This window comes from Enterobacter sp. CFEC122, from assembly GCF_052983755.1.
Genome location: NZ_JBRIQR010000008.1, coordinates 133149 through 153325 on the forward strand (window position 1 = coordinate 133149; position 20177 = coordinate 153325).

Annotated in this window: 18 protein-coding genes and 1 tRNA gene; 6 read left to right on the forward strand and 13 right to left on the reverse strand. The window is 55.9% G+C overall.

Going from position 1 to position 20177, the window contains the following annotated elements; translation table 11 throughout:
• Window positions 1–15: 15 nt before the first annotated feature.
• Complete coding sequence (locus tag ACVCAM_RS08020; RefSeq protein WP_055321851.1) at window positions 16–1194, reverse strand: MFS transporter; 1179 nt, start codon at window positions 1192–1194, stop codon at window positions 16–18.
• A 207-nt stretch (window positions 1195–1401) separates the two neighbouring features.
• The gene (gene fabB, locus ACVCAM_RS08025) at window positions 1402–2619 is read right to left on the reverse strand and encodes a beta-ketoacyl-ACP synthase I (protein ID WP_008502605.1); all 1218 of its coding nucleotides are present in this window, start codon (window positions 2617–2619) and stop codon (window positions 1402–1404) included.
• Between the two features lie 158 nt (window positions 2620–2777).
• Here fabB and mnmC point away from each other — a divergent pair, with 158 nt between their 5' ends.
• Window positions 2778–4775 carry a bifunctional tRNA (5-methylaminomethyl-2-thiouridine)(34)-methyltransferase MnmD/FAD-dependent 5-carboxymethylaminomethyl-2-thiouridine(34) oxidoreductase MnmC gene (gene mnmC, locus ACVCAM_RS08030; RefSeq protein WP_055321852.1) on the forward strand — a complete coding sequence of 666 codons (1998 nt, stop codon included), beginning with the start codon at window positions 2778–2780 and terminating at the stop codon, window positions 4773–4775.
• A gap of 91 nt (window positions 4776–4866) precedes the next feature.
• On the opposite strand, the gene ACVCAM_RS08035 is transcribed toward mnmC, so the two are convergent.
• Genes ACVCAM_RS08035 through prmB form a run of 6 tightly spaced genes read right to left on the reverse strand, consistent with a single transcriptional unit; the run spans window position 4867 to window position 9415 of the window.
• Window positions 4867–5142 carry a YfcL family protein gene (locus ACVCAM_RS08035; RefSeq protein ID WP_008502607.1) on the reverse strand — a complete coding sequence of 92 codons (276 nt, stop codon included), beginning with the start codon at window positions 5140–5142 and terminating at the stop codon, window positions 4867–4869.
• A 13-nt stretch (window positions 5143–5155) separates the two neighbouring features.
• Entirely contained in the window at window positions 5156–5701 is a 546-nt protein-coding gene (locus tag ACVCAM_RS08040; RefSeq protein ID WP_008502608.1) for an elongation factor P hydroxylase, read from the reverse strand.
• Window positions 5701–6510, reverse strand: a complete 810-nt coding sequence (locus ACVCAM_RS08045; RefSeq protein WP_045908744.1) for a sulfite exporter TauE/SafE family protein — start codon at window positions 6508–6510, stop codon at window positions 5701–5703. Before ACVCAM_RS08045 ends, ACVCAM_RS08040 begins: the two co-directional genes overlap by 1 nt.
• Window positions 6510–7334: a penicillin-insensitive murein endopeptidase gene (mepA, locus tag ACVCAM_RS08050; protein WP_008502610.1), complete on the reverse strand. Its 825-nt coding sequence runs from the start codon at window positions 7332–7334 to the stop codon at window positions 6510–6512. Before mepA ends, ACVCAM_RS08045 begins: the two co-directional genes overlap by 1 nt.
• 2 nt (window positions 7335–7336) lie before the next feature.
• Window positions 7337–8422 carry a chorismate synthase gene (gene aroC, locus ACVCAM_RS08055; RefSeq protein ID WP_023325780.1) on the reverse strand — a complete coding sequence of 362 codons (1086 nt, stop codon included), beginning with the start codon at window positions 8420–8422 and terminating at the stop codon, window positions 7337–7339.
• A 60-nt stretch (window positions 8423–8482) separates the two neighbouring features.
• Window positions 8483–9415: a 50S ribosomal protein L3 N(5)-glutamine methyltransferase gene (gene prmB, locus ACVCAM_RS08060; protein WP_008502612.1), complete on the reverse strand. Its 933-nt coding sequence runs from the start codon at window positions 9413–9415 to the stop codon at window positions 8483–8485.
• Window positions 9416–9560: 145 nt separating this feature from the next.
• Between prmB and smrB the strand changes: the two genes are divergently transcribed.
• Window positions 9561–10112, forward strand: coding sequence for an endonuclease SmrB (gene smrB, locus ACVCAM_RS08065; RefSeq protein WP_407223535.1), 552 nt, complete (start codon window positions 9561–9563; stop codon window positions 10110–10112).
• Between the two features lie 46 nt (window positions 10113–10158).
• Here the strand turns inward: smrB and sixA are convergent, their stop codons facing one another.
• The 4 genes from sixA to ACVCAM_RS08085 all read right to left on the reverse strand — a co-directional run bounded on the left by sixA (window position 10159) and on the right by ACVCAM_RS08085 (window position 14874).
• Window positions 10159–10644 carry a phosphohistidine phosphatase SixA gene (sixA, locus tag ACVCAM_RS08070; protein WP_014884683.1) on the reverse strand — a complete coding sequence of 162 codons (486 nt, stop codon included), beginning with the start codon at window positions 10642–10644 and terminating at the stop codon, window positions 10159–10161.
• A 209-nt stretch (window positions 10645–10853) separates the two neighbouring features.
• Window positions 10854–13001, reverse strand: coding sequence for a fatty acid oxidation complex subunit alpha FadJ (fadJ, locus tag ACVCAM_RS08075; RefSeq protein WP_045334263.1), 2148 nt, complete (start codon window positions 12999–13001; stop codon window positions 10854–10856).
• Window positions 13001–14311: an acetyl-CoA C-acyltransferase FadI gene (fadI, locus tag ACVCAM_RS08080; protein WP_021241580.1), complete on the reverse strand. Its 1311-nt coding sequence runs from the start codon at window positions 14309–14311 to the stop codon at window positions 13001–13003. The genes fadJ and fadI overlap by 1 nt, the downstream gene beginning before the upstream one ends.
• Window positions 14312–14589: 278 nt before the next feature.
• A complete protein-coding gene (locus ACVCAM_RS08085) occupies window positions 14590–14874 on the reverse strand; it encodes a YfcZ/YiiS family protein (RefSeq protein ID WP_008502617.1) in 285 nt (94 codons plus the stop codon).
• 372 nt (window positions 14875–15246) lie between these two features.
• On the opposite strand from ACVCAM_RS08085, the gene fadL reads away from it, so the two are divergent.
• On the forward strand, window positions 15247–16530 hold the full coding sequence (gene fadL, locus ACVCAM_RS08090; RefSeq protein WP_407223536.1) for a long-chain fatty acid transporter FadL: 1284 nt from the start codon (window positions 15247–15249) through the stop codon (window positions 16528–16530).
• Between the two features lie 44 nt (window positions 16531–16574).
• Here the strand turns inward: fadL and mlaA are convergent, their stop codons facing one another.
• Window positions 16575–17327 (reverse strand): phospholipid-binding lipoprotein MlaA, encoded by a 753-nt coding sequence (gene mlaA, locus ACVCAM_RS08095; protein WP_008502619.1) that lies wholly within the window; start codon window positions 17325–17327, stop codon window positions 16575–16577.
• Window positions 17328–17642: 315 nt separating this feature from the next.
• On the opposite strand from mlaA, the gene ACVCAM_RS08100 reads away from it, so the two are divergent.
• The 3 genes from ACVCAM_RS08100 (at window position 17643) to ACVCAM_RS08110 (ending at window position 20097) form a co-directional block, all read left to right on the forward strand.
• Complete coding sequence (locus tag ACVCAM_RS08100) at window positions 17643–18572, forward strand: formate/nitrite transporter family protein (protein ID WP_039266798.1); 930 nt, start codon at window positions 17643–17645, stop codon at window positions 18570–18572.
• Between the two features lie 75 nt (window positions 18573–18647).
• Window positions 18648–18722 (forward strand) — tRNA-Arg (locus ACVCAM_RS08105).
• Window positions 18723–18897: 175 nt separating this feature from the next.
• Window positions 18898–20097, forward strand: a complete 1200-nt coding sequence (locus ACVCAM_RS08110) for a tyrosine-type recombinase/integrase (protein ID WP_007851503.1) — start codon at window positions 18898–18900, stop codon at window positions 20095–20097.
• Window positions 20098–20177 lie beyond the last annotated feature (80 nt).

Consider the following 20177-nt stretch of genomic DNA (forward strand, 5'->3'; position numbering starts at 1 on the left):
CCCGGCAACAACGACTCACGTTCTGCGAAACGCCACCAGCGTCACCACGATCCCCACCACCGCGGAAACCGCACCGGCCAGGAAGACGGACGGATAGCCAAACGAGGTGGCTAACACCCCGGCCAGCGGCCCGGTTACCCCGTATGAGATATCCTGAAACGCCGCATAGCCGCCGAGCGCCGTCCCGCGCACCTGCGGAGCCACGCGCTTCACCACTTCTACACCGAGTGCCGGGAAAATCAGAGAACAGCCGCAGCCGGTCAGCGCCGCACCAAGCAGCGCAACGGATGCCACGGGTGCATTCCACAACAGCAGAAGACCGATGGTTTCAATGACCAGCGACGCCACCGCCACCTTCACGCCGCCAAAGCGATCCGGCATCCAGCCGAAGAAGACGCGCATCAGCACAAACGCGCCGCCAAACGCGGTAAGCGTAAAACCGGCCATCGCCCAGCCGCGGCTCATAAAATAGAGCGAGACGAACGTCCCAATCACCGCAAAACCCACGCCCTGCAGCGCCAGGCCCAGGCCCGGCTGCCAGATTTGGCCGACCACGCTCCACAGGGAAGGACGCTCGCCTTTGTGCGGGGGCACCTTACGCACCGAGCCGTTAAACGCCCATGCCGCCAGCGGCAGCGCCATGGTGGTGGCAGCCAGCGCCGCAAAACCGAACTGGCTGTTGATCAGCAGCCCAAGCGGTGCCCCGGCGGCCAGCGCGCCGTAGATGGCCATGCCGTTCCAGGACATCACCTTGCCGGAACGTGCTGGCCCCACCAGCCCCATTCCCCAGGTCAGGGTGCCGGTCAGCAGCTGGCTTTCACCAAAGCCCAGGATTAAACGGCCCAGCACCAGCAGCGCAAATTTATACGCCGCGTCGACCGGCAGAAGAGCCGCCAGCAGCCATGCGCCGCCCGCCAGGCCGCAGGCAAACATGCCCTGCAGCGCCGAACGTTTGGCACCGTGCTGGTCCGCCAGCCGTCCGGCGTAGCCGCGGGTTAAAACCGTCGCTAAAAACTGGATACCCACGGCGATGCCGACCATGGTGTTGCCATAGCCCAGCTCCTGGTGTACGAACAGCGGGATCACCGGCAGCGGCAGGCCAACGGTCATATAGGTCAGGAATACCGCAAAGGCGATACGGAACAGCGAGACGTTCGCTGAAGGGGTTGTTTCTGTTTGAGTTACTGCAGTCATGCTTTACTCCGAAATGAAGAGTAAGGCGGGGAAATGCCACGCCCCCTCTACCTGATTATCAGGATTAAGGTGCGTTGGTTGACGTTAAACGCTTACGCATTATCGTGAGGATAATGTTGAGTGGTGAAGTTTGCCTGTGAGATCAGCCGCTTGTCAATGCATAAAAAAGGGAGCCTTATGGCTCCCCTTTCGAATCAAACATAAAACTTATGCTTTCAGCTTACGCATGACCAGCGTGGCGTTGGTGCCGCCGAAACCGAAGCTGTTGGACATGACGGTAGTCAGCGTCGCGTCCGTTGGTTTGGTCACGATGTTCAGGCCAGCAGCCTGCTCGTCCATCTCTTCGATGTTGATGCTTGGCGCGATAAAGCCGTTTTCCAGCATCAGCAGAGAGTAGATCGCTTCCTGTACGCCAGCCGCACCCAGAGAGTGACCGGTCATGGCTTTGGTCGCGGAGATTGCCGGGCTGTTGTCGCCGAAGACTTCACGGATCGCACCCAGCTCTTTCACGTCACCTACCGGCGTAGAAGTACCGTGGGAGTTCAGGTAGTCGATTGGGGTATCAACACCGTGCATCGCCATCTTCATGCAGCGCACCGCGCCTTCGCCGGACGGAGCAACCATGTCGGCGCCGTCGGACGTTGCGCCGTAGCCCACGATCTCAGCATAGATGTGCGCGCCACGTGCCAGAGCGTGCTCCAGCTCTTCAACCACAACCATACCGCCGCCGCCCGCGATAACGAAACCGTCACGGTGCGCATCGTAGGTACGGGAGGCTTTGTCCGGGGTCTCATTGTACTTGGTGGACAGTGCGCCCATCGCGTCGAATTCGCAGGCCATTTCCCAGCCCAGCTCTTCGCCGCCGCCAGCAAATACGATGTCCTGTTTACCCAGCTGGATCTGCTCAACAGCGTTACCGATACAGTGTGCGGAAGTCGCACACGCGGAGCTGATGGAGTAGTTCACACCGTGGATTTTGAACGGGGTCGCCAGGCACGCGGAAACCGCAGAACCCATGGCTTTCGTGACCACGTACGGACCTACCGCTTTCAGACCACGCGGGCTACGCATGGCGTCAGCACCGAATACCTGCGCTTTAGATGAGCCGCCGGAGCCGGCAATCAGACCCACGCGCGGGTTGTTCTGATAAACCTCTTCGCTCAGGCCGGAATCTTTGATCGCTTCCTGCATGGAGAGATAAGCATAAATAGAGGCATCGTTCATGAAACGAACCACTTTGCGGTCAATCAAACCGGTGGTGTCCAGTTTGACGTTACCCCATACGTGGCTACGCATACCTGAATCTTTAAACTCTTCAGAGAAAGTGATCCCGGAGCGTCCTTCACGCAGAGATGCCAGGACTTCCTGCTGGTTATTACCGATGCTGGAAACAATGCCCAGGCCAGTAATCACTGCACGTTTCATTCAATACCTCTGTAAGTCGCACTATAGTAAGTTTCGAGTCGCACAATAGCGTACACTTGTACGCCGAACAAGTCCGATCAGACATTTTCTGCGGAAATTTGCACCGATGGACTCACATCGTTAAGATCGTGCCACTGCCTGTCAGACGAGTAACTTACGTGAAACAAAACGCTATACAACCCGCCAACCTCGAATTCAACGCTGAGGGTACACCTGTTTCCCGAGATTTTGATGACGTCTATTTTTCTAATGATAACGGACTCGAAGAAACTCGCTATGTTTTCCTCGACGGAAACCAGCTCAGCACCCGCTTCCCGGCGCACCCGCGGAGCCTGTTTGTGGTCGCGGAAAGTGGATTCGGCACCGGTCTGAATTTTTTAACCCTCTGGCAGGCGTTTAATCAGTTCCACGCTGCTCACCCTGAGGCTACGCTACAAAGATTACATTTCATCAGTTTCGAAAAATTCCCGCTCACCGCGCACGATCTGCGGCTTGCCCACCAGCGCTGGCCGGAGCTTGCGCCCTGGGCAGAACAGCTTCAGGCGCAGTGGCCGCCCCACATCGGCGGCTGTCACCGTCTGATTCTGGACGGTGGACGCGTCACGCTGGACTTATGGCTCGGCGACATCAACGACCTGACCGACAGGCTCGATGATTCGATGAATCAGAAGGTCGACGCGTGGTTTCTGGACGGTTTTGCCCCTGCCAAAAACCCGGACATGTGGAGCCAGCATCTGTTTAACGCGATGGCGCGGCTGGCGCGCCCTGGGGCTACCCTTGCCACCTTCACCTCGGCGGGCTTTGTCCGCCGTGGGCTGCAGGAGGCGGGCTTTACCATGCAGAAGACCAAAGGCTTTGGCCGCAAGCGCGACATGCTTGTCGGCAGGATGGAGCAGACGCTGGACATCCCCGCTCAGACGCCCTGGTTTGCGCGCCGCGCCAGCGCATCGCGCGACGTGGCGATCGTTGGCGGCGGGATCGCCAGCGCCCTGCTCTCGCTCGCCCTTCTCCAGCGTGGCTGGCAGGTCACGCTCTACTGCGCTGACGACGCGCCCGCCAGCGGCGCATCCGGCAACCGCCAGGGCGCGCTCTATCCGCTTTTAAGCGCACACGATCCGGCCCTGTTCCAGTTTTTCCCCGCGGCCTTTACCTTCGCCCGCCGCCTGTACGACGCGCTGCCAGTGGCATTCGACCACGACTGGTGTGGCGTGACGCAGCTCGGCTGGGATGAGAAGAGCCAGCAGAAGATCGCGCAGATGCTGTCGCTGGGCCTGCCGGAAGAGATTGCCCGCGCGGTCAGTGCGCAAGTGGTGGCGGACACCGCTGGCGTAGAAACCGGATGCGGGGGCATTCAGTACCCGCTCGGCGGCTGGCTGTGCCCGGCCGAACTGACCGCGGCGGTCATTGCCCTGGCGCAGTCGCAAGGGCTGACGGTGCGGTATGCCCACAAGGTGGAATCGTTCACCCGGACAGAACGCTGGGATCTGCGTTTTGCTGATGGCAAGGAGGCGAGCCATGCCAGCGTTGTGCTGGCCAACGGGCATCACATCAGCCAGTTTATCCAGACAGCAGCGTTGCCGGTTTATCCGGTCGGCGGCCAGGTAAGCCATATCCCCACCGCGCCTGCGCTCGGCAAACTGCGCCAGGTGCTGTGCTATGACGGCTATCTGACACCGCAAAATCCGTCTAACGGCCATCACTGCATCGGGGCCAGCTATCATCGTGGCGAAACGGATATGCGCTATAGCGAAGCGGATCAGGCGCAAAACCGCCAGCGCCTGATTGACTGTTTCCCGGATGCGGCGTGGGCGAAAGAGGTTGACGTCAGCGAGGGTGACGCGCGCTGCGGCGTGCGCTGCGCCACCCGCGATCATCTGCCGATGGCGGGCAACGCGCCGGACTATGACGCGACGCTTGCGGCCTATAAAGATCTGGCTGAAAACAAGGAAACGGCGGTGGCCGCACCGGTGTATCCGGAGCTGTTTATGCTGGGCGGGCTGGGTTCCCGTGGGCTGTGCTCTGCGCCGCTGCTGGCTGAAGTATTAGCCGCGCAAATGAGCGACGAGCCAATTCCGCTGGACAGGGTTACGCTTGCGGGACTGAATCCGAATCGCTTGTGGGTAAGGAAACTGCTGAAGGGGAAAATGGTTAAGTAAGGTGCGGCCTGGTGCCCTGACCCTCTCCCACAGGGAGAGGGGATATTCACAGGCCCGGTAAGCGCAGCGCCACCGGGCGAAAAACAATGACTTAGCGTTTAGCCTGCTGGAACAGGTTGTCCCACATGCCCAGCACCAGTGACTGGTCGCGCGGAGAGAGCTCCCCGGCCTGAATGGCTTTCTCCAGACTGCGGGTCACTTCCTCATGAACAGCGTCGGCAGAGTGATCGTCACCTGCTTCCAGCTCGGCTACCGCGAGCGTCAGGTGACCACGCAGATAACCGCTGGCGAACAGCTCATCATCGCTGGCGTGTTCCACCATGTCATCAATTAACGCCAGAATGCGTGATTCAAATTCTGCGATCATCTTCTTTCCTCTGTTAAAGATCTTCCGGCCAAGGGAAGCTTTCCGCCGCAATCGCCGGCGTGTGGTAATAATTCTGTAAGGCCTCGATCAGGCGCGCCGGACGTGCCGGGATGCCTTTCTCAAGGTATTCCATCACCTGCGCATGCACGCGGCGCTGGAAGACAATACGGTCTGGCTCGAAGTCGCCTTCGAGGTTGTCGCAGCTGACGTTGAACGGGAAACCCGCCGCCACGCAGAACAGCCATTCCAGCGCCTGCGGCTTCACTTCCACATCCTCAAACTGCCCCTGCGTCGCGGCGTCTCGCCCGTCCGGGCAATACCAGTAACCGAAGTCCACCAGCTCGCGACGCGCTTTTCCGGCGATGCACCAGTGCGAAATTTCGTGCAAACCGCTGGCGTAAAAGCCGTGGGCAAAGACGATGCGGTTATACGGAACCTCGTCATCAGCAGGAAGATAGATCGGTTCGTCGTCGCCTTTAATCAGACGGGTATTAAAATCGTCAGCAAAACAGCCGTCAAAGATCTCAATAAGCTGTTCATATTTATGCGTACTGTTCATTAGTGCATCCCCAACCAGGTGAGGATCTCCTGTCCATGGCTGTCATAAAGAAGTTTGGCGCTCATCACCGCCGAGACGATAACGATCATCGGACGGATCAGCTTTTGCCCTTTGCTTAATACAAGACGCGAGCCTGCGCGCGCGCCCAGGAACTGCCCTGCCATCATCACAAACCCGGTTGCCCAGATAACCTTGCCGCCAATGATAAACAGCAGCAGGCCGCCGAGGTTCGAGGTCGCGTTGAGCACTTTGGCATGGGCGGTCGACTTGGCGAGGTTAAATCCGGCCAGCGTCACAAACGCCAGCGCGTAAAACGAGCCTGCCCCCGGGCCGAAGAAACCGTCGTAAAAGCCGACGCAGCCCCCGGCAATCAGCGCAAACGGCAGGCCGTGCAGACGACGCTGACGGTCTTCCTCGCCGAGCTTCGGCATCAGCAGGAAATAAAGCCCGATGCAGATGACCAGAACCGGCAGGATCTGGCGCAAAATATCCGACTGCACGTGCTGAACCAGCAGCGCGCCCGACGTGGAACCGATAAAGGTCATCAGGATATTGAGCTTCTGGTCGGCCAGGCTCACCACCTTACGGCGGATAAAATAGAGCGACGCTGAGAGCGAGCCGCCGCAGGCCTGCAGCTTGTTGGTGGCAAGCGCCTGCGCCGGGCTCATGCCCGCCGCCAGCAGCGCGGGTACGGTTAATAGCCCGCCGCCGCCCGCAAGGGCATCAATAAAACCGGCCAGCATAGCCACAAAGAACAGCACCACCAGCAGCAGCGGTGACACCATAAACAGATCGACGAAATTATCCATTAAAGTACATGCTCATCCAGTAGCGCCTGGCAGGAAGGCGGCAACGGAGGCGGTGTCTTCTTCTCAGGCTTAGAGGTTCCAGGTTTTGCCGGTTCAAACCAGCTTTGCAGTTCCGCACCACAGCCATCGCCTGGCGGCGGTAGCGGCTGATCTTCGCATTCCAGGCTGTTCGCCGGGCAGCGCAGACGAACGTGCATGTGCGCACGATGCTGGAACCACGGGCGCACTTTGCGCAACCAGTCGCGATCGGTTCCCTCATCGAGGCAGAGCTGTTGCTTGATAGCCGGGTTGACGAAGATCCGCGTGACGTCGTTATCTTTTGCCGCCAGCTTAATCAGGCTGAAGATATCCGGCGTCCACAGTGAAGGCACAACGCGCTTACCGTCGCTCGACACCAGATCCAGCGCCTGCGGTTTCAGCAACTGGGCTGAACTCCAGCGCGCTTTAGGCAGCTGCAGGAAGATATCGACATCCAGTCCGGTCTGGTGACTGGCGTGTCCACCGTTAAAACGCCCGCCCGCAGGCATCCCCATATCGCCGATCAGCATCGTGCCCAGCCCCAGATTATGCACCTGGTTTCCCAGCCGCTGGATGAACAGCACCAGATCCGGGTGGCCGAAGTAACGACGCTGGTCGGTACGCATCACCTGATAGGTATCCGATTGCAGCGGAAGTTCCTGAGCCCCCACGATACAGCCGTTAGAAAAGGCGCCGATGGACTGCGCGCTCCCCGCCACCGGATGGGTGATTTTTTGCCACGGCGTGGCGGCCAGACTGGCTCCACTGGCAAGCAGCGCCAGCAGAGCAATTGCGGTTTTTTTCATGTTTACCAGCGTGGAATGGTGGTCGTCACATCCGCATTCTGCGCGCGCTGGCGCAGGAAGTGATCCATCAGCACGATCGCCAGCATCGCTTCTGCGATCGGTACCGCGCGGATCCCCACGCACGGATCGTGGCGTCCTTTAGTGATCATCTCAACTTCTTCGCCATCGCGGTTAATCGTGTGGCCCGGCACGGTAATGCTTGAAGTTGGTTTCAGCGCGATATTGGCAATAATCTGCTGCCCGCTGCTGATCCCGCCCAGAATGCCGCCCGCGTGGTTGCTCTGGAAGCCCGCTTTCGTGATTTCGTCGCGATTCTGGCTGCCGCGCAGGGATACCACGTCAAAACCGTCGCCAATCTCAACGCCCTTCACCGCGTTGATGCTCATCAGCGCGTGCGCGATGTCGGCATCGAGACGGTCAAATACCGGCTCGCCCCAGCCTGGCGGGACGCCGTCGGCCACGACGGTGACTTTCGCCCCAATGGAGTCGCCCTCTTTTTTCAGACCGCGCATCAGTTCGTCCAGCGCGTCCAGCTTGTCGGCATCCGCACAGAAGAACGGGTTTTGCTCGACCTGATCCCAGTCTTTGATCGCCAGCGGAATGTCGCCCATCTGGGTCAGACAGCCGCGGATCACGATGCCAAATTTCTGCTGCAGGTATTTCTTAGCAATGGCGCCAGCCGCCACGCGCATCGCGGTTTCACGCGCGGAGGAACGTCCGCCGCCGCGATAGTCGCGGAAGCCGTACTTTTGTTCGTAGGTGTAGTCGGCATGGCCTGGACGGAACACGTCCTTGATGGCGCCGTAGTCCTGGGAGCGCTGATCGGTGTTTTCAATCAGCAGGCCAATGCTGGTGCCGGTGGTACGGCCTTCAAAGACGCCGGAGAGAATTTTGACCTGGTCCGGCTCGCGACGCTGCGTGGTGTAGCGAGAGGTGCCCGGACGACGACGGTCGAGGTCATGCTGCAAATCGGCTTCGGTCAGTTCGATGCCTGGCGGTACGCCATCAACGATACAGCCCAGCGCCAGCCCGTGCGACTCGCCAAAGGTGGTCACGCGGAATACCTGTCCAATACTGTTTCCTGCCATCACGGCTCCGATGTTGTTGTTTGTGTTTGAGCGTTGTGAAACGGGCCGAAGCCCGCTGGATTAATCTTTATAGATGCTGAAGTGTTCGCGCGCGTCGAGCAGCTGCGCTTTGGTCAGCATAAAGACGCCGTCACCGCCGTTGTCGAACTCAAGCCAGGTGAACGGCACATCCGGATACTGCTCTATCAGATGTACCATGCTGTTGCCCACTTCACAAATCAGAACGCCGTCGTCGGTCAGATAATCCGGCGCGCAGGCCAGAATGCGGCGGGTCAGCTTCAGGCCGTCAGAGCCTGACGCCAGACCCAGCTCCGGCTCGTGGCGGTATTCGTTCGGCAGATCGGACATGTCTTCCGCATCGACGTACGGCGGATTGGTGACGATCAGATCGTACTGCAGCGTCGGCAGATCGCGGAACAGATCGGAGCGAATTGGCGTGACGTGATGGATCAGGCCGTGCTCTTCAATGTTGTGCTCGGTCACGGCCAGCGCATCGGTGGATATATCGACGGCATCGACTTCCGCTTCCGGGAAGGCGTAAGCGCAGGCAATGGCGATACAGCCGCTCCCGGTACACATATCCAGAATGTGCTGCGGCTGATGGCCGATCAGGCCTTCAAAGTGGTTGTTAATCAGCTCACCAATCGGCGAGCGCGGCACCAGCACGCGTTCATCGACATAGAACTCGTGGCCGCAGAACCAGGCTTTGTTGGTCAGATAGGCGACCGGAATACGCTCGTTCACGCGACGGATCACGCGCTCAACGATGCGGTGTTTTTCGCTCGAGGTCAGGCGCGCGGTGCGCATGTCTTCCGGAATATCCAGCGGCAGGTAGAGGGACGGCAGCACCAGCTGCACGGCTTCATCCCACGGGTTGTCGGTACCGTGTCCGTACCAGATATTGGCGGCGCTGAAGCGGCTAACCGACCAGCGCAACATGTCCTGTATGGTATGCAGCTCGTTTACTGCTTCATCGACAAATATTTTATCCACTCTTTCCTCCAGGGCATGCTCGCATAATTTTCGGCGGCTAGTTTGCCATGAAGACGGCGATAAATCAGCAATGACGCGTACCGCTTGAGGTTAAAAAATGCGTTTAGTCGGGTACACTATCGGAAATACGAGATGAGAATGACGAATGAAAAAGAAAACATCGCTCAGCGAGGAGGATCAGGCGCTCTTCCGCCAGCTAATGACCGGGACGCGGAAAATCGCGCAGGACACGATTGTTCATCGCCCGCTGCGTAAAAAAATCAGCGAAGTCCCGGTCAAACGGCTGCTGCAGGAGCAGGCCGATAACAGCCACTACTTTTCAGACGAGTTTCAGCCGCTGCTTAATACCCAGGGCGCGGTGAAATACGTGCGCGAGGACGTAAGCCATTTCGAACTGAAAAAGTTACGCCGGGGAGATTATTCGCCGGAGCTGTTTCTGGATCTGCACGGCTTAACGCAAATTCAGGCGAAACAGGAGCTGGGGGCGTTGATTGCCGCCTGTCGCCGCGAACATGTTTTTTGCGCCTGCGTGATGCATGGCCACGGGAAACATATCCTCAAGCAACAGACGCCGCTGTGGCTGGCTCAGCACCCACACGTAATGGCGTTTCATCAGGCACCGAAAGAGTACGGCGGAGATGCCGCCTTGCTGGTGTTGATTGAAGTTGAGGAGTGGCAGCCACCAGAGTTGCCCTGACAGAAGGGCGGGAAAGATATAGCACCCCGCCCTGTCACACGTCACGTCAGATCGCTTTTGCCATCTTCAGGTTGCACGGGCTCATTTGCCAGTTGAAGACCCCTTTGCCGGTTTCGTCGAGGGTGACGTTGGCAATCGCGGAAGTGGTGAACATAGGCGGCGTTTCGCCCGGGCACAGCTCAGATACCAGATAGCCGACCAGCGGCAGGTGGGAAATGACCAGTGCGGAAGCGACACCTTCATTGCACAGCGCCTGAAGATAAGCGCTGACAAGGCCGACATCACCGCATGGTGTCAGTTCGGGGAGAACATCCACACTGGACGGCAGGTTCATACACTCCCCTACCACATCCAGCGTCTGTTCTGCACGCAGGAACGGACTCACAAGAACGCGTTCAATGTCCACTTTTTGACCTTTAAGCCAGGTTGCCATCAGACGGGATTCGTCGCAGCCACAGACGGTTAAAGGACGTACTGAGTCACTGGCGGCATCGAGTGCCGCGTCGCCGTGACGCATGATGAAAACTTGCATATTGCACCGCTTTTGTTAACCAGAATCAACGGCGTTAACTACCCGCGATAAATGCTAAGAGGTAGAAAACCCGATGGCCGGGCATTGTGCCTGATCCATTCGATGAATGAAACGCTGTTTTTTACCTCAATGGCGTAAGTATAGTCAATCTCTGTTTACAAAATCGCCAGAACAGGTTCATTCACCTCAGGATTTACCCTTCTTTGACTTCAGTTTACGAAATCAGTTTCCCGTGCAGGCCAAAATGTCTGGCCCCGTTCCGCCATCTGCAATAATTCGTCACACGGTGTAAACCGTGGGCCATATTGCGAGGCCAGACGTTGCAAAATGGCAACCACTTCACCCGCGCCGAGTGTATCCATGTAGCGGAACGGGCCGCCAAGGAACGGCGGAAAACCAATACCAAATACCGCGCCGATGTCGCCATCGCGTGCGCTCTTGATCACCTGCTCACCAAAGCAGCGCGCCGCTTCATTGAGCATCATCATCACGCAACGTTCAGCGCACTGAACGGCAGACAGTTTTCCCTGACCGGTGGTCGAAATAAGCCCATAAACCGAAGGGTCGACCTGTTTCTTGCTTTTACGCCCTTTCGCGCCGTAAAGATAGAAACCGCGTTCATTTTTTCTGCCTTTGCGATCGTCCTTCAAAATTGCAGAAACAATGTTTGCAGGCGGGCTAAAACGATCGCCATAAGCTGCCTCCAGCACAGGTATAATTTTAGTGCCGGTGTCTATTCCCACCTCATCCAAAAGTTGGATTGGGCCAACGGGGAAACCAAACTTTACCAGCGCCTCGTCGATATGCTCGATCTTCTCGCCTTCCGTCAGCAGCCGCATGGCTTCATTAATATAGGGCGCCAGAATACGGTTGACGTAGAAGCCGGCTTTATCTGCGACCACGATCGGCGTTTTACCCTGCTTCTTCGCAAGTTTGACTACCGTGGCGATGGTTTGCGGACTGGTAGTCTCGTGTGGAATAACTTCCACCAGCGGCATTTTTTCTACCGGGCTAAAGAAGTGCAGTCCGATCACCTGCTCCGGACGCGCGGCTTTCGCCGCGATATCGCCAATCGGTAATGACGACGTGTTAGAGGCAAAAATGGTATGCGGGGCGCAATGCTGCTCAACGTCTGCCACCATCTGCTGCTTAAGCGCCAGATCCTCAAACACGGCTTCAATCACCAGATCGCGGTGCGCAAAACCGCTGTAATCCGTCGTACCGGAGATCGTCGCCAGGGTTTTATCACGCTCGCTTGCCTTGATATGGCGGCGTTTGACCTTTTGATCAAGGTTCTGCCAGCTGTACTGCAGCGCGTGGTTGATTCCCTTAGGGTTAATGTCTTTGATGCGTACCGGCAATTTGCCTTTGCTGGCGGTAACAAAAGCGATACCGCCGCCCATGAGCCCCCCACCCAGTACGCCAATGGCACGCAGAGGCGCAGGCTCCGCCTTGCTGCCGGGATCTTTTTTGACGTCAGTGCTGGCGAAGAAGATGCTGCGCAATGCCTGTGACTGCGGCGTCATCGCCAGTTCACCAAAGGCTTTGGCCTCCGCGGCATAGCCGCTGCTGCTGCCCTGCGACAGCCCGGTTTCGATCACGTCGAGGATCCGCTTTGCCGCCGGGTAATTGCCTTTGGTTTTTTGTTCGGTCTTTTTGCCCACCATATTGAACAGGAGCGTTCTCCCCAGCGGACCGGCCAGCACGCGCTCGCGAACCGGCAGAGGACGTTTTGCCTGACGCCCTTTCAGCGCAAGCTCAACGGCGGCCTCCAGCAAAATGGACTGCGGCACGACGTCATCGACCAGACCGGCTTTCAGCGCCTGACGGGCACGCAGCTGTTTACCGGTTAAGATCATCTCCAGCGCCGTGCTGACGCCCACCAGCCGCGGCAGACGCTGCGTTCCGCCAGAACCTGGCAACAGGCCCAGCTGCACTTCCGGCAGGCCCAGAATGGTTTTCGCATCGTCAGTACAGATGCGGCTGTGGCAGGCCAGCGCCAGCTCCAGCCCACCGCCCAGACACGCACCGTGGATCGCTGCGATGACCGGGATTGGGAGACTGTTGATCTCCGACATCACCTGCTGGCCCTGACGCGCCAGCTCTTCGGCTTCCAGCGCGCTTTGCGCCCGGGCAATCATGTTGATATCCGCCCCGGCGATAAAGTTGTCGGGTTTGGCAGAGATAAACACCAGGCCGCGAATGGCTTTGTTCTCGCGGATCTGCTTTAGCATCGCGCGCACCTGAACGCCAAATTCGGCCTTCAGGGTATTCATCTTTTCATCAGGCACATCAATAGTGATAACGGCCACGTTATCGAGGCGAACCGTCAGATTAAATGCAGATGGCATATCCATTATTCAGCCTCCAGAACCATTGCTGCGCCAAGGCCGCCCGCCGCACAGGCGGTAACAAGGCCAAACCCACCGCCACGGCGACGGAGTTCATGTAATGTTTGCGTGATCATCCTCGCCCCTGTAGCGGCAAACGGATGACCGTAGGCGATAGAGCCACCCAGCACGTTGAATTTACTCTGATCCACTTCACCCGTGGCATGCGCGCGGCCCAGCACATCACGTGCGAAACGCTCGCTTGCCAGCAGCTGGACGTTTGCCAGGGTTTGCGCGGCAAACGCTTCGTGCATATCAATCAGGGTTAAATCAGCCAGCGTCAGCCCCGCGCGATCCAGCGCCAGCGGCGTGGACCATGCCGGACCTAACAGCATGTCCTGCCAGACGTCAATGGCGGTGAAGGCGTAGCTGCGTAAATAGCCCAGGGGAGTAATGCCCAGCTCTTTCGCACGGGATTCGGTCATCAGGATCACGGCGGCAGCCCCGTCCGTCAGCGGCGTACTGTTCGCCGCCGTCACGGTGCCGTGCTTGCGGTCAAACGCCGGGCGCAGTTTGGCGTAATCCGCAAGCGTTGACGTGCCACGAATATTGTTATCTTCCGCAAGCGGTTCGCGATAGGGAGGAATATAGGCGGTCATGACCTCATCGGTCAGCTTGCCTTCCGACCAGGCTTTTGCCGCAAGCTGATGTGAACGATGCGCCAGCGCATCCTGCTGTTCACGCGTAATGCCGTAGGTTTTGGCCATCTGCTCGGCGGTGTCGCCCATGCGCAGGCCGGTGGAATATTCCGCGACGGCAGGGGGAACAGGCATCAGATCGCGCAGACGTAAACGCGAGAAGAGTTTGAGCTTCTGACCCGTCGTGCGGGCTTTGTTGGCATCGACCAGGATACGCGCCAGCTTTTTACTGACCCCAATCGGCAGTACCGAAGAGGAGTCCGCTCCCCCCGCTATCCCGGCGCGAATGGTGCCCGCCATCAGGCTTTCGGCGACGTTAGCCACGGCCTGGAAACTGGTTGCGCAGGCGCGGCTGACGCTGTAGGCGTCGGTATGAACATTCATCCCGGTACCGAGGACGATTTCCCGCGCAATGTTGGGGGCTTCAGGCATCTGCACGACCTGGCCGAAGACCAGCTGTTCGATGACCTCCGGCGGAATTTCGCTGCGAGCCAGCATCTCCCCCACTACCATTTTCCCCAGGTCGACGGCCGGTATGCCATGAAACGCCGTTGCCTGACGCGCAAATGGCGTGCGCAATCCACTGACTATGGCAATGCGATCGCCCTGACGGGTAATAAGCGGTAATGCCTGACTCATAACACTCCCCTGTAAAAAAATATTCGCAGAAACTAAGTGGTCTGACCTGATAATAGTCTTAACCATTTTTTTACATTCAGCCAATCGGGGAAACAAAAAAGTGCGAGCTAAAACACAGAGAAGAAAAAGAAAATGCCCCTGTATGGCAGGGGCATTTGTGCGGTATGTTGCCGGGTACGCAAGGTAAAAGCAAAACGGTAACCCGTAGGTTACCGTTTTTAATGCTTGCGCCCTCTCCCGTGGGAGAGGATCGGGGTGAGGGCATCAGGCCGCAGAAATTAACGCAGACCCAGCTGGAAAATCAGCGTTTCAGCTTCACAGGCAAAAACAAAGTCGATATCCAGCTTCACGCCGCCTTCCACTTCGGTAAAGGTCGACTTGATTTCACACGGCTCGGATTCAACATCACGCGCACGCTTGCTCAGCGCGGCCAGGGTCTCTTCCGCTTCGGCGCGGTTGGTGAACACACGGCTGTAAGACGCGGTGCAATCGGAGTTGTCCATGATGGTGCCAACATCCATACAGCAGCAAACCGGGGTTTCATCAGCACTGCATTTACTCATAGCTCAATTTCCTCTGTATTCGCGCAGCGCGCGAGATAAACACGATGCTGATATTTTACGCCCCGGCGCGGGCTCTCTCCAGCCGTTAATGGCGCAAAATCGGATAAGTGACCAATATCACACTAAAAAATGATCTAAAACAAAAACCACCCTTTTGGGTGAGTCGCGATGGTCACAATTTTGCCAACCAGATCTCGTTTCACGAAACATGTTTGAAAATATTAATAAACAAACTTGCAACATTCAGGCTGGTCGGACCTATACTCTGGCCACTGGTCTGATTTGTCTGTCATACCTCAGACCCTACACTTCGCGCTCCTGTTACGGTATGTAACAATTATTGAATAAAAATAACTCAATGAGGTTATGGTCATGAGCCAGAAAACCCTGTTCAACAAGACTGCGCTGGCAGTCGCAGTGGCACTCGTCTCCACTTCCGCATGGTCAGCGGGCTTTCAGTTAAACGAATTTTCTTCCTCTGGCCTTGGCCGCGCGTATTCAGGGGAAGGCGCTATTGCTGATGATGCGGGTAACGCAAGTCGTAACCCCGCATTGATCATGATGTTTGATCGTCCGACCTTCTCTGCCGGTGCGGTTTATATCGATCCTGATGTCAACATTTCTGGCAAGTCGCCTTACACGGGTGCGAGCCTTAAAGCGGACAATATTGCCCCAACAGCATGGGTCCCTAACCTGCACTTCGTTGCGCCTATCAATGAACAGTTTGGCTGGGGAGCATCCGTAACCTCTAACTACGGGCTTGTTACCGAGTTCAATAGCAACTACCCGGCTGGTGAATACGGCGGTAAAACAGACCTTACTACGCTGAACCTGAACCTGAGTGGTGCTTATCGCCTGAACGACAACTGGAGCTTTGGTCTGGGCTTTGATGCCGTCTACGCCGATGCCAAAATTGAACGTTACTCCGGGGAGCAAACTGCTCGCCTGCCAAAAAACAGCAACAAAATTGCCAGCCTTGAAGGTGATGAGTGGGGCTATGGCTGGAACGCCGGTATCCTGTACGAGCTGGACAAAAACAACCGTTGGGGCCTGACCTATCGCTCCGAAGTGAAAATTGACTTCGACGGCGATTACAAGAGCGGCATCCTGAAGCCTGTGAACAACGTGGTTCCTGGTGCGGGTACCACCATTCCTTGGGGAACGTCAAACCAGACCGTTCTAGGTTCGCTGTCACTGCATTTGCCAGAAATGTGGGAAGTCTCCGGTTATAACCGCGTTGCACCGCAATGGGCGATCCACTACAGCCTGGCCTATACCAGCTGGAGCCAGTTCCAGGAGCTGAAAGCGACCGGAAGCAATGGTCAAACGCTGTTCTATAAGGATGAAAGCTTCCACGACGCTTATCGTATTGCGTTGGGTACCACCTACTACTACGATAAAAACTGGACTTTCCGCTCCGGTATCGCATTTGACGACAGCCCGGTTCCGGCAGACAAGCGTTCCATTTCCATTCCGGATCAGGACCGCTTCTGGATAAGTGCAGGCGCGACTTATGCGTTCAACGAGAATGCATCTATCGATGCGGGCGTATCTTATATGCACGGTCAGAAAGTGACGTTCCAGGAAGGCCCTTACGAGTTTACCTCTGAAGGTAAAGCCTGGCTGTTCGGTACGAACTTCAACTACGCGTTCTAATCGCGCAGGAATTGAAAAAGGTGAGCATTGCTCACCTTTTTTATTTACTCCGAATCGATATCTTTTAGTTCGTTCTCGATCGCCTTCGCGTTTGGATTCTCTTCCGGTTTCAGCTTACCGCCGTTAGCAATAAAATCATGATTCTGGAAGTACGCTTCCCGCACCATAATATACGGGTCAGAAGACTGGCGCAGTAAGCCATCAGAGTCGAGCAGTTGCGCACGGGTTTCAATCCCTTCCACCGTCCATTTACCCACCGACAGCGGCCAGGTCAGCCACGACAGAACCGGATACAGCGTATCAACCATATCGCCGCCGTCATCACGAAGGGTGAAACTGCCGTAGAACGGTAATTGCATGTACGGACCGTACCCGACGCCATAATGTCCCATTGTGCTGCCGAAACGGTGCGGCTGCTCACGCTGCAGTTTCGGGTTCGCCATGCCTGCCACGTCAATAAAGCCGCCCATCCCCAGAATGGAGTTCAGGAAGAAGCGGGTAAAGTGCACCATCCCCTGATACGGGTCGCCCTGCAGGAAGTAGTTCACCATTACCGCAGGCTCTTCGAGGTTGCTGGTAAAGTTACTTAACCCGTTACGCGCGGGCTGGGGAACATAATCGCGCCATGCCACTGCCACCGGGCGAACCACATACGGGTCCAGCACGTTGTAGTTGAAGTTATACATGGAGCGGTTAAATCCTTCGAGAGGATCGGAGCGTCCCGTTTGCTCCCCGGAGCTGGCGCAGCCCACAAGCATCGTCGCGCCAAGCGCAAGCGCCGACAGCCGAAGTTTCATAAATATCTCCCTGTTCAGTATGGCTATCGTTGATTGCCATCCGTAACGGAGCCGTTGATGCTCCGTCTGTAAACGTGCAAGCGATTGTAACAGCACGTTTACCGATGTCTATGAGCACAATTACGGGCAGTAATCACCGTGACTCTGATCTCAGCATAGCCTGGCTTTTGGAATTCGTTTCGCTGGCAATTTTATAATGTCTTTGAAAGAGATGTATCACCTTTGTTGTCATTGCCGCCAATTTAAGAGCATCCCCACAGGCATCCCGATAAAAGCCGCTACGCTTAACAGAAAGATCAACCTCCGGGAGCAGATATGAAAGAAATGGGCGAAGAAAAAATTGGCGAGAGCGATGAGGAACTTGAAATTGAAAGCGAGGAGAAAGCGCGTGGCGAGAAAATAGAAATTGATGAAGATCGCCTCCCTTCCCGCGCGATGGCCATCCATGAGCATATCCGCCAGGACGGTGAAAAAGAGATGGAGCGCGATGCCATGGCCCTCTTCTGGTCAGCTATCGCCGCAGGGCTCTCAATGGGCGCCTCTCTGCTCGCCAAAGGGATATTTCATGTTCAGCTGGAAGGTGTGCCGGGCGGTTTTTTACTCGAGAATCTCGGCTATACCTTCGGCTTTGTGATTGTCATCATGGCCCGCCAGCAGCTGTTTACCGAAAACACGGTGACCGCCGTTCTGCCGGTGATGCAAAACCCTACCCTCGGCAATTTCGGTTTATTGATGCGTCTGTGGAGCGTCGTCCTGCTGGGTAATATCATCGGCACGGGCATCGCGGCCTGGGCGTTTGAGTACATGCCGATCTTTGATGAACCCACCCGGGACGCATTTGTAAAAATCGGCATGGATGTGATGAAAAACACCCCGATCGAAATGTTCTCTAATGCCATCATCTCCGGGTGGATTATCGCCACGATGGTCTGGATGTTTCCTTCAGCAGGGAGCGCCAAAATTGTGGTGATTATATTGATGACCTGGCTGATTGCGCTGGCTGACACCACGCATATTGTGGTCGGTACCGTAGAAATACTGTATCTGGTCTTTAACGGTACGCTTCACTGGAGCGACTTTTTCTGGCCGTTCGCCTTACCGACACTAGCAGGAAACATCTGCGGCGGAACGTTTATCTTCGCGCTGTTAAGCCATGCCCAAATCCGTAACGACATGTCGAACAAACGCAAAGCGGAGCTTAAAGCGCGGGAAAATGATGATAAATCGACAAAAAAATCGTCCTGAATGGTGACTCTTTGAGCAGTCAGGCGGCGATGCGCTTAACGCAAAGTGTAAATGACGCTATACTCGTGCCGCCTCGTCCCCTTAGTTAAATGGATATAACGAGCCCCTCCTAAGGGCTAGTTGCAGGTTCGATTCCTGCAGGGGACACCAGATATAACTCTCCTGATGTCTACCGAATTCAATAAAAACCTTTTATAATCAGCCATAACTCCTCTTCTCAGGCTATGCGACGTCAACTGAAGTCTACCCATATCTACGTGAATCAATAAACGTTTGGGGGCCTAAGTGGGGGCTTATCCTGTTCAACGGAAAATGAGGCCCCCAAATGCCACTGAATGCTCGTCAGGTCGAGACTGCAAAGCCCAGAGATAAAGCCTATAAACTCGCTGATGGCGGAGGGCTCTATCTCATGGTCAATACTAACGGTTCAAAGTACTGGCGAATGAAGTATCGATTTGCCGGTAAAGAGAAAAAACTCTCGTTCGGAACCTATCCTGACATCTCACTTGCGGAAGCCCGCACTAAGCGCGATGAAGCGAGAAAAACATTGGCAAATGATAAAGATCCCGGTGAAGTTAAAAAAGCCGAACTACTTGCCCAAAAACTATCGGTTACGAATACTTTTGAAGCGATAGCGGTTGAGTGGTACAACGCAAAAGTTTCTGGCTGGTCAAAAAACTACGCTGACTATGTTAACCGGGCCTTCAAAAACAATGTATTTCCCTTTGTTGGATCGCAGCCGGTTAATGAGATAAAGCCACTGGAGCTTCTGTCTGTATTGCAGCGTATGGAAAAGCGAGGTGCGCCGGAGCTTGCCAGTAAAGTGCGCCAACGTTGTAGCGAAGTGTTCCGTTACGCTATTGTTACTGGCCGAGCCGAGTACAACCCTGCGGCTGATCTTGGTAGTGCTTTACAGGGGTACGAGAAACAACATTATCCCTTTCTTACTGCTGCTGAGCTACCCGAGTTTTTACAAAAGCTTTCACAATACACCGGCAGTCTAGTAACGCTTCTGGCGACCCGACTACTCATGCTTACGGGCTTACGAACCGTCGAATTACGTATGGCAGAATGGAGTGAAATCGACTTCGAAAACCATATCTGGGAAATACCGAAAAGTAGAATGAAGATGAGGCGACCCCACATAGTGCCCCTTTCTGCTCAATCCTTAGCAGCACTTCGGCAACTAAAGCAATTGACCGGTACTTACCAGTTTATCTTTGCAGGTCGAAACGATGTTAATAAACCAATGAGCGAAGCCAGCATCAATATGGTTATTAAAAGGATTGGTTACGATAAGAGAGCAACCGGACATGGTTTTCGTCACACCATGAGCACAATCTTGCATGAGGAAGGATTCAACACTGCTTGGATTGAGACCCAGCTCGCGCATGTGGACAAGAACGCGATTCGCGGGACCTATAACCATGCGCAGTATCTTGAAGGGAGGAAAGAGATGATGCAGTGGTATGGGGACTATTTGGATGGATTGCGATTGGATGGAAACGTTGCCAGAGTTAGTTAATGAAGAGCCGATTCGAGTTCGGCCTTCGCACCAACAGTATGTAAATAGACCTCAACTGAGGTCTTTTTTTATGCCTAAAA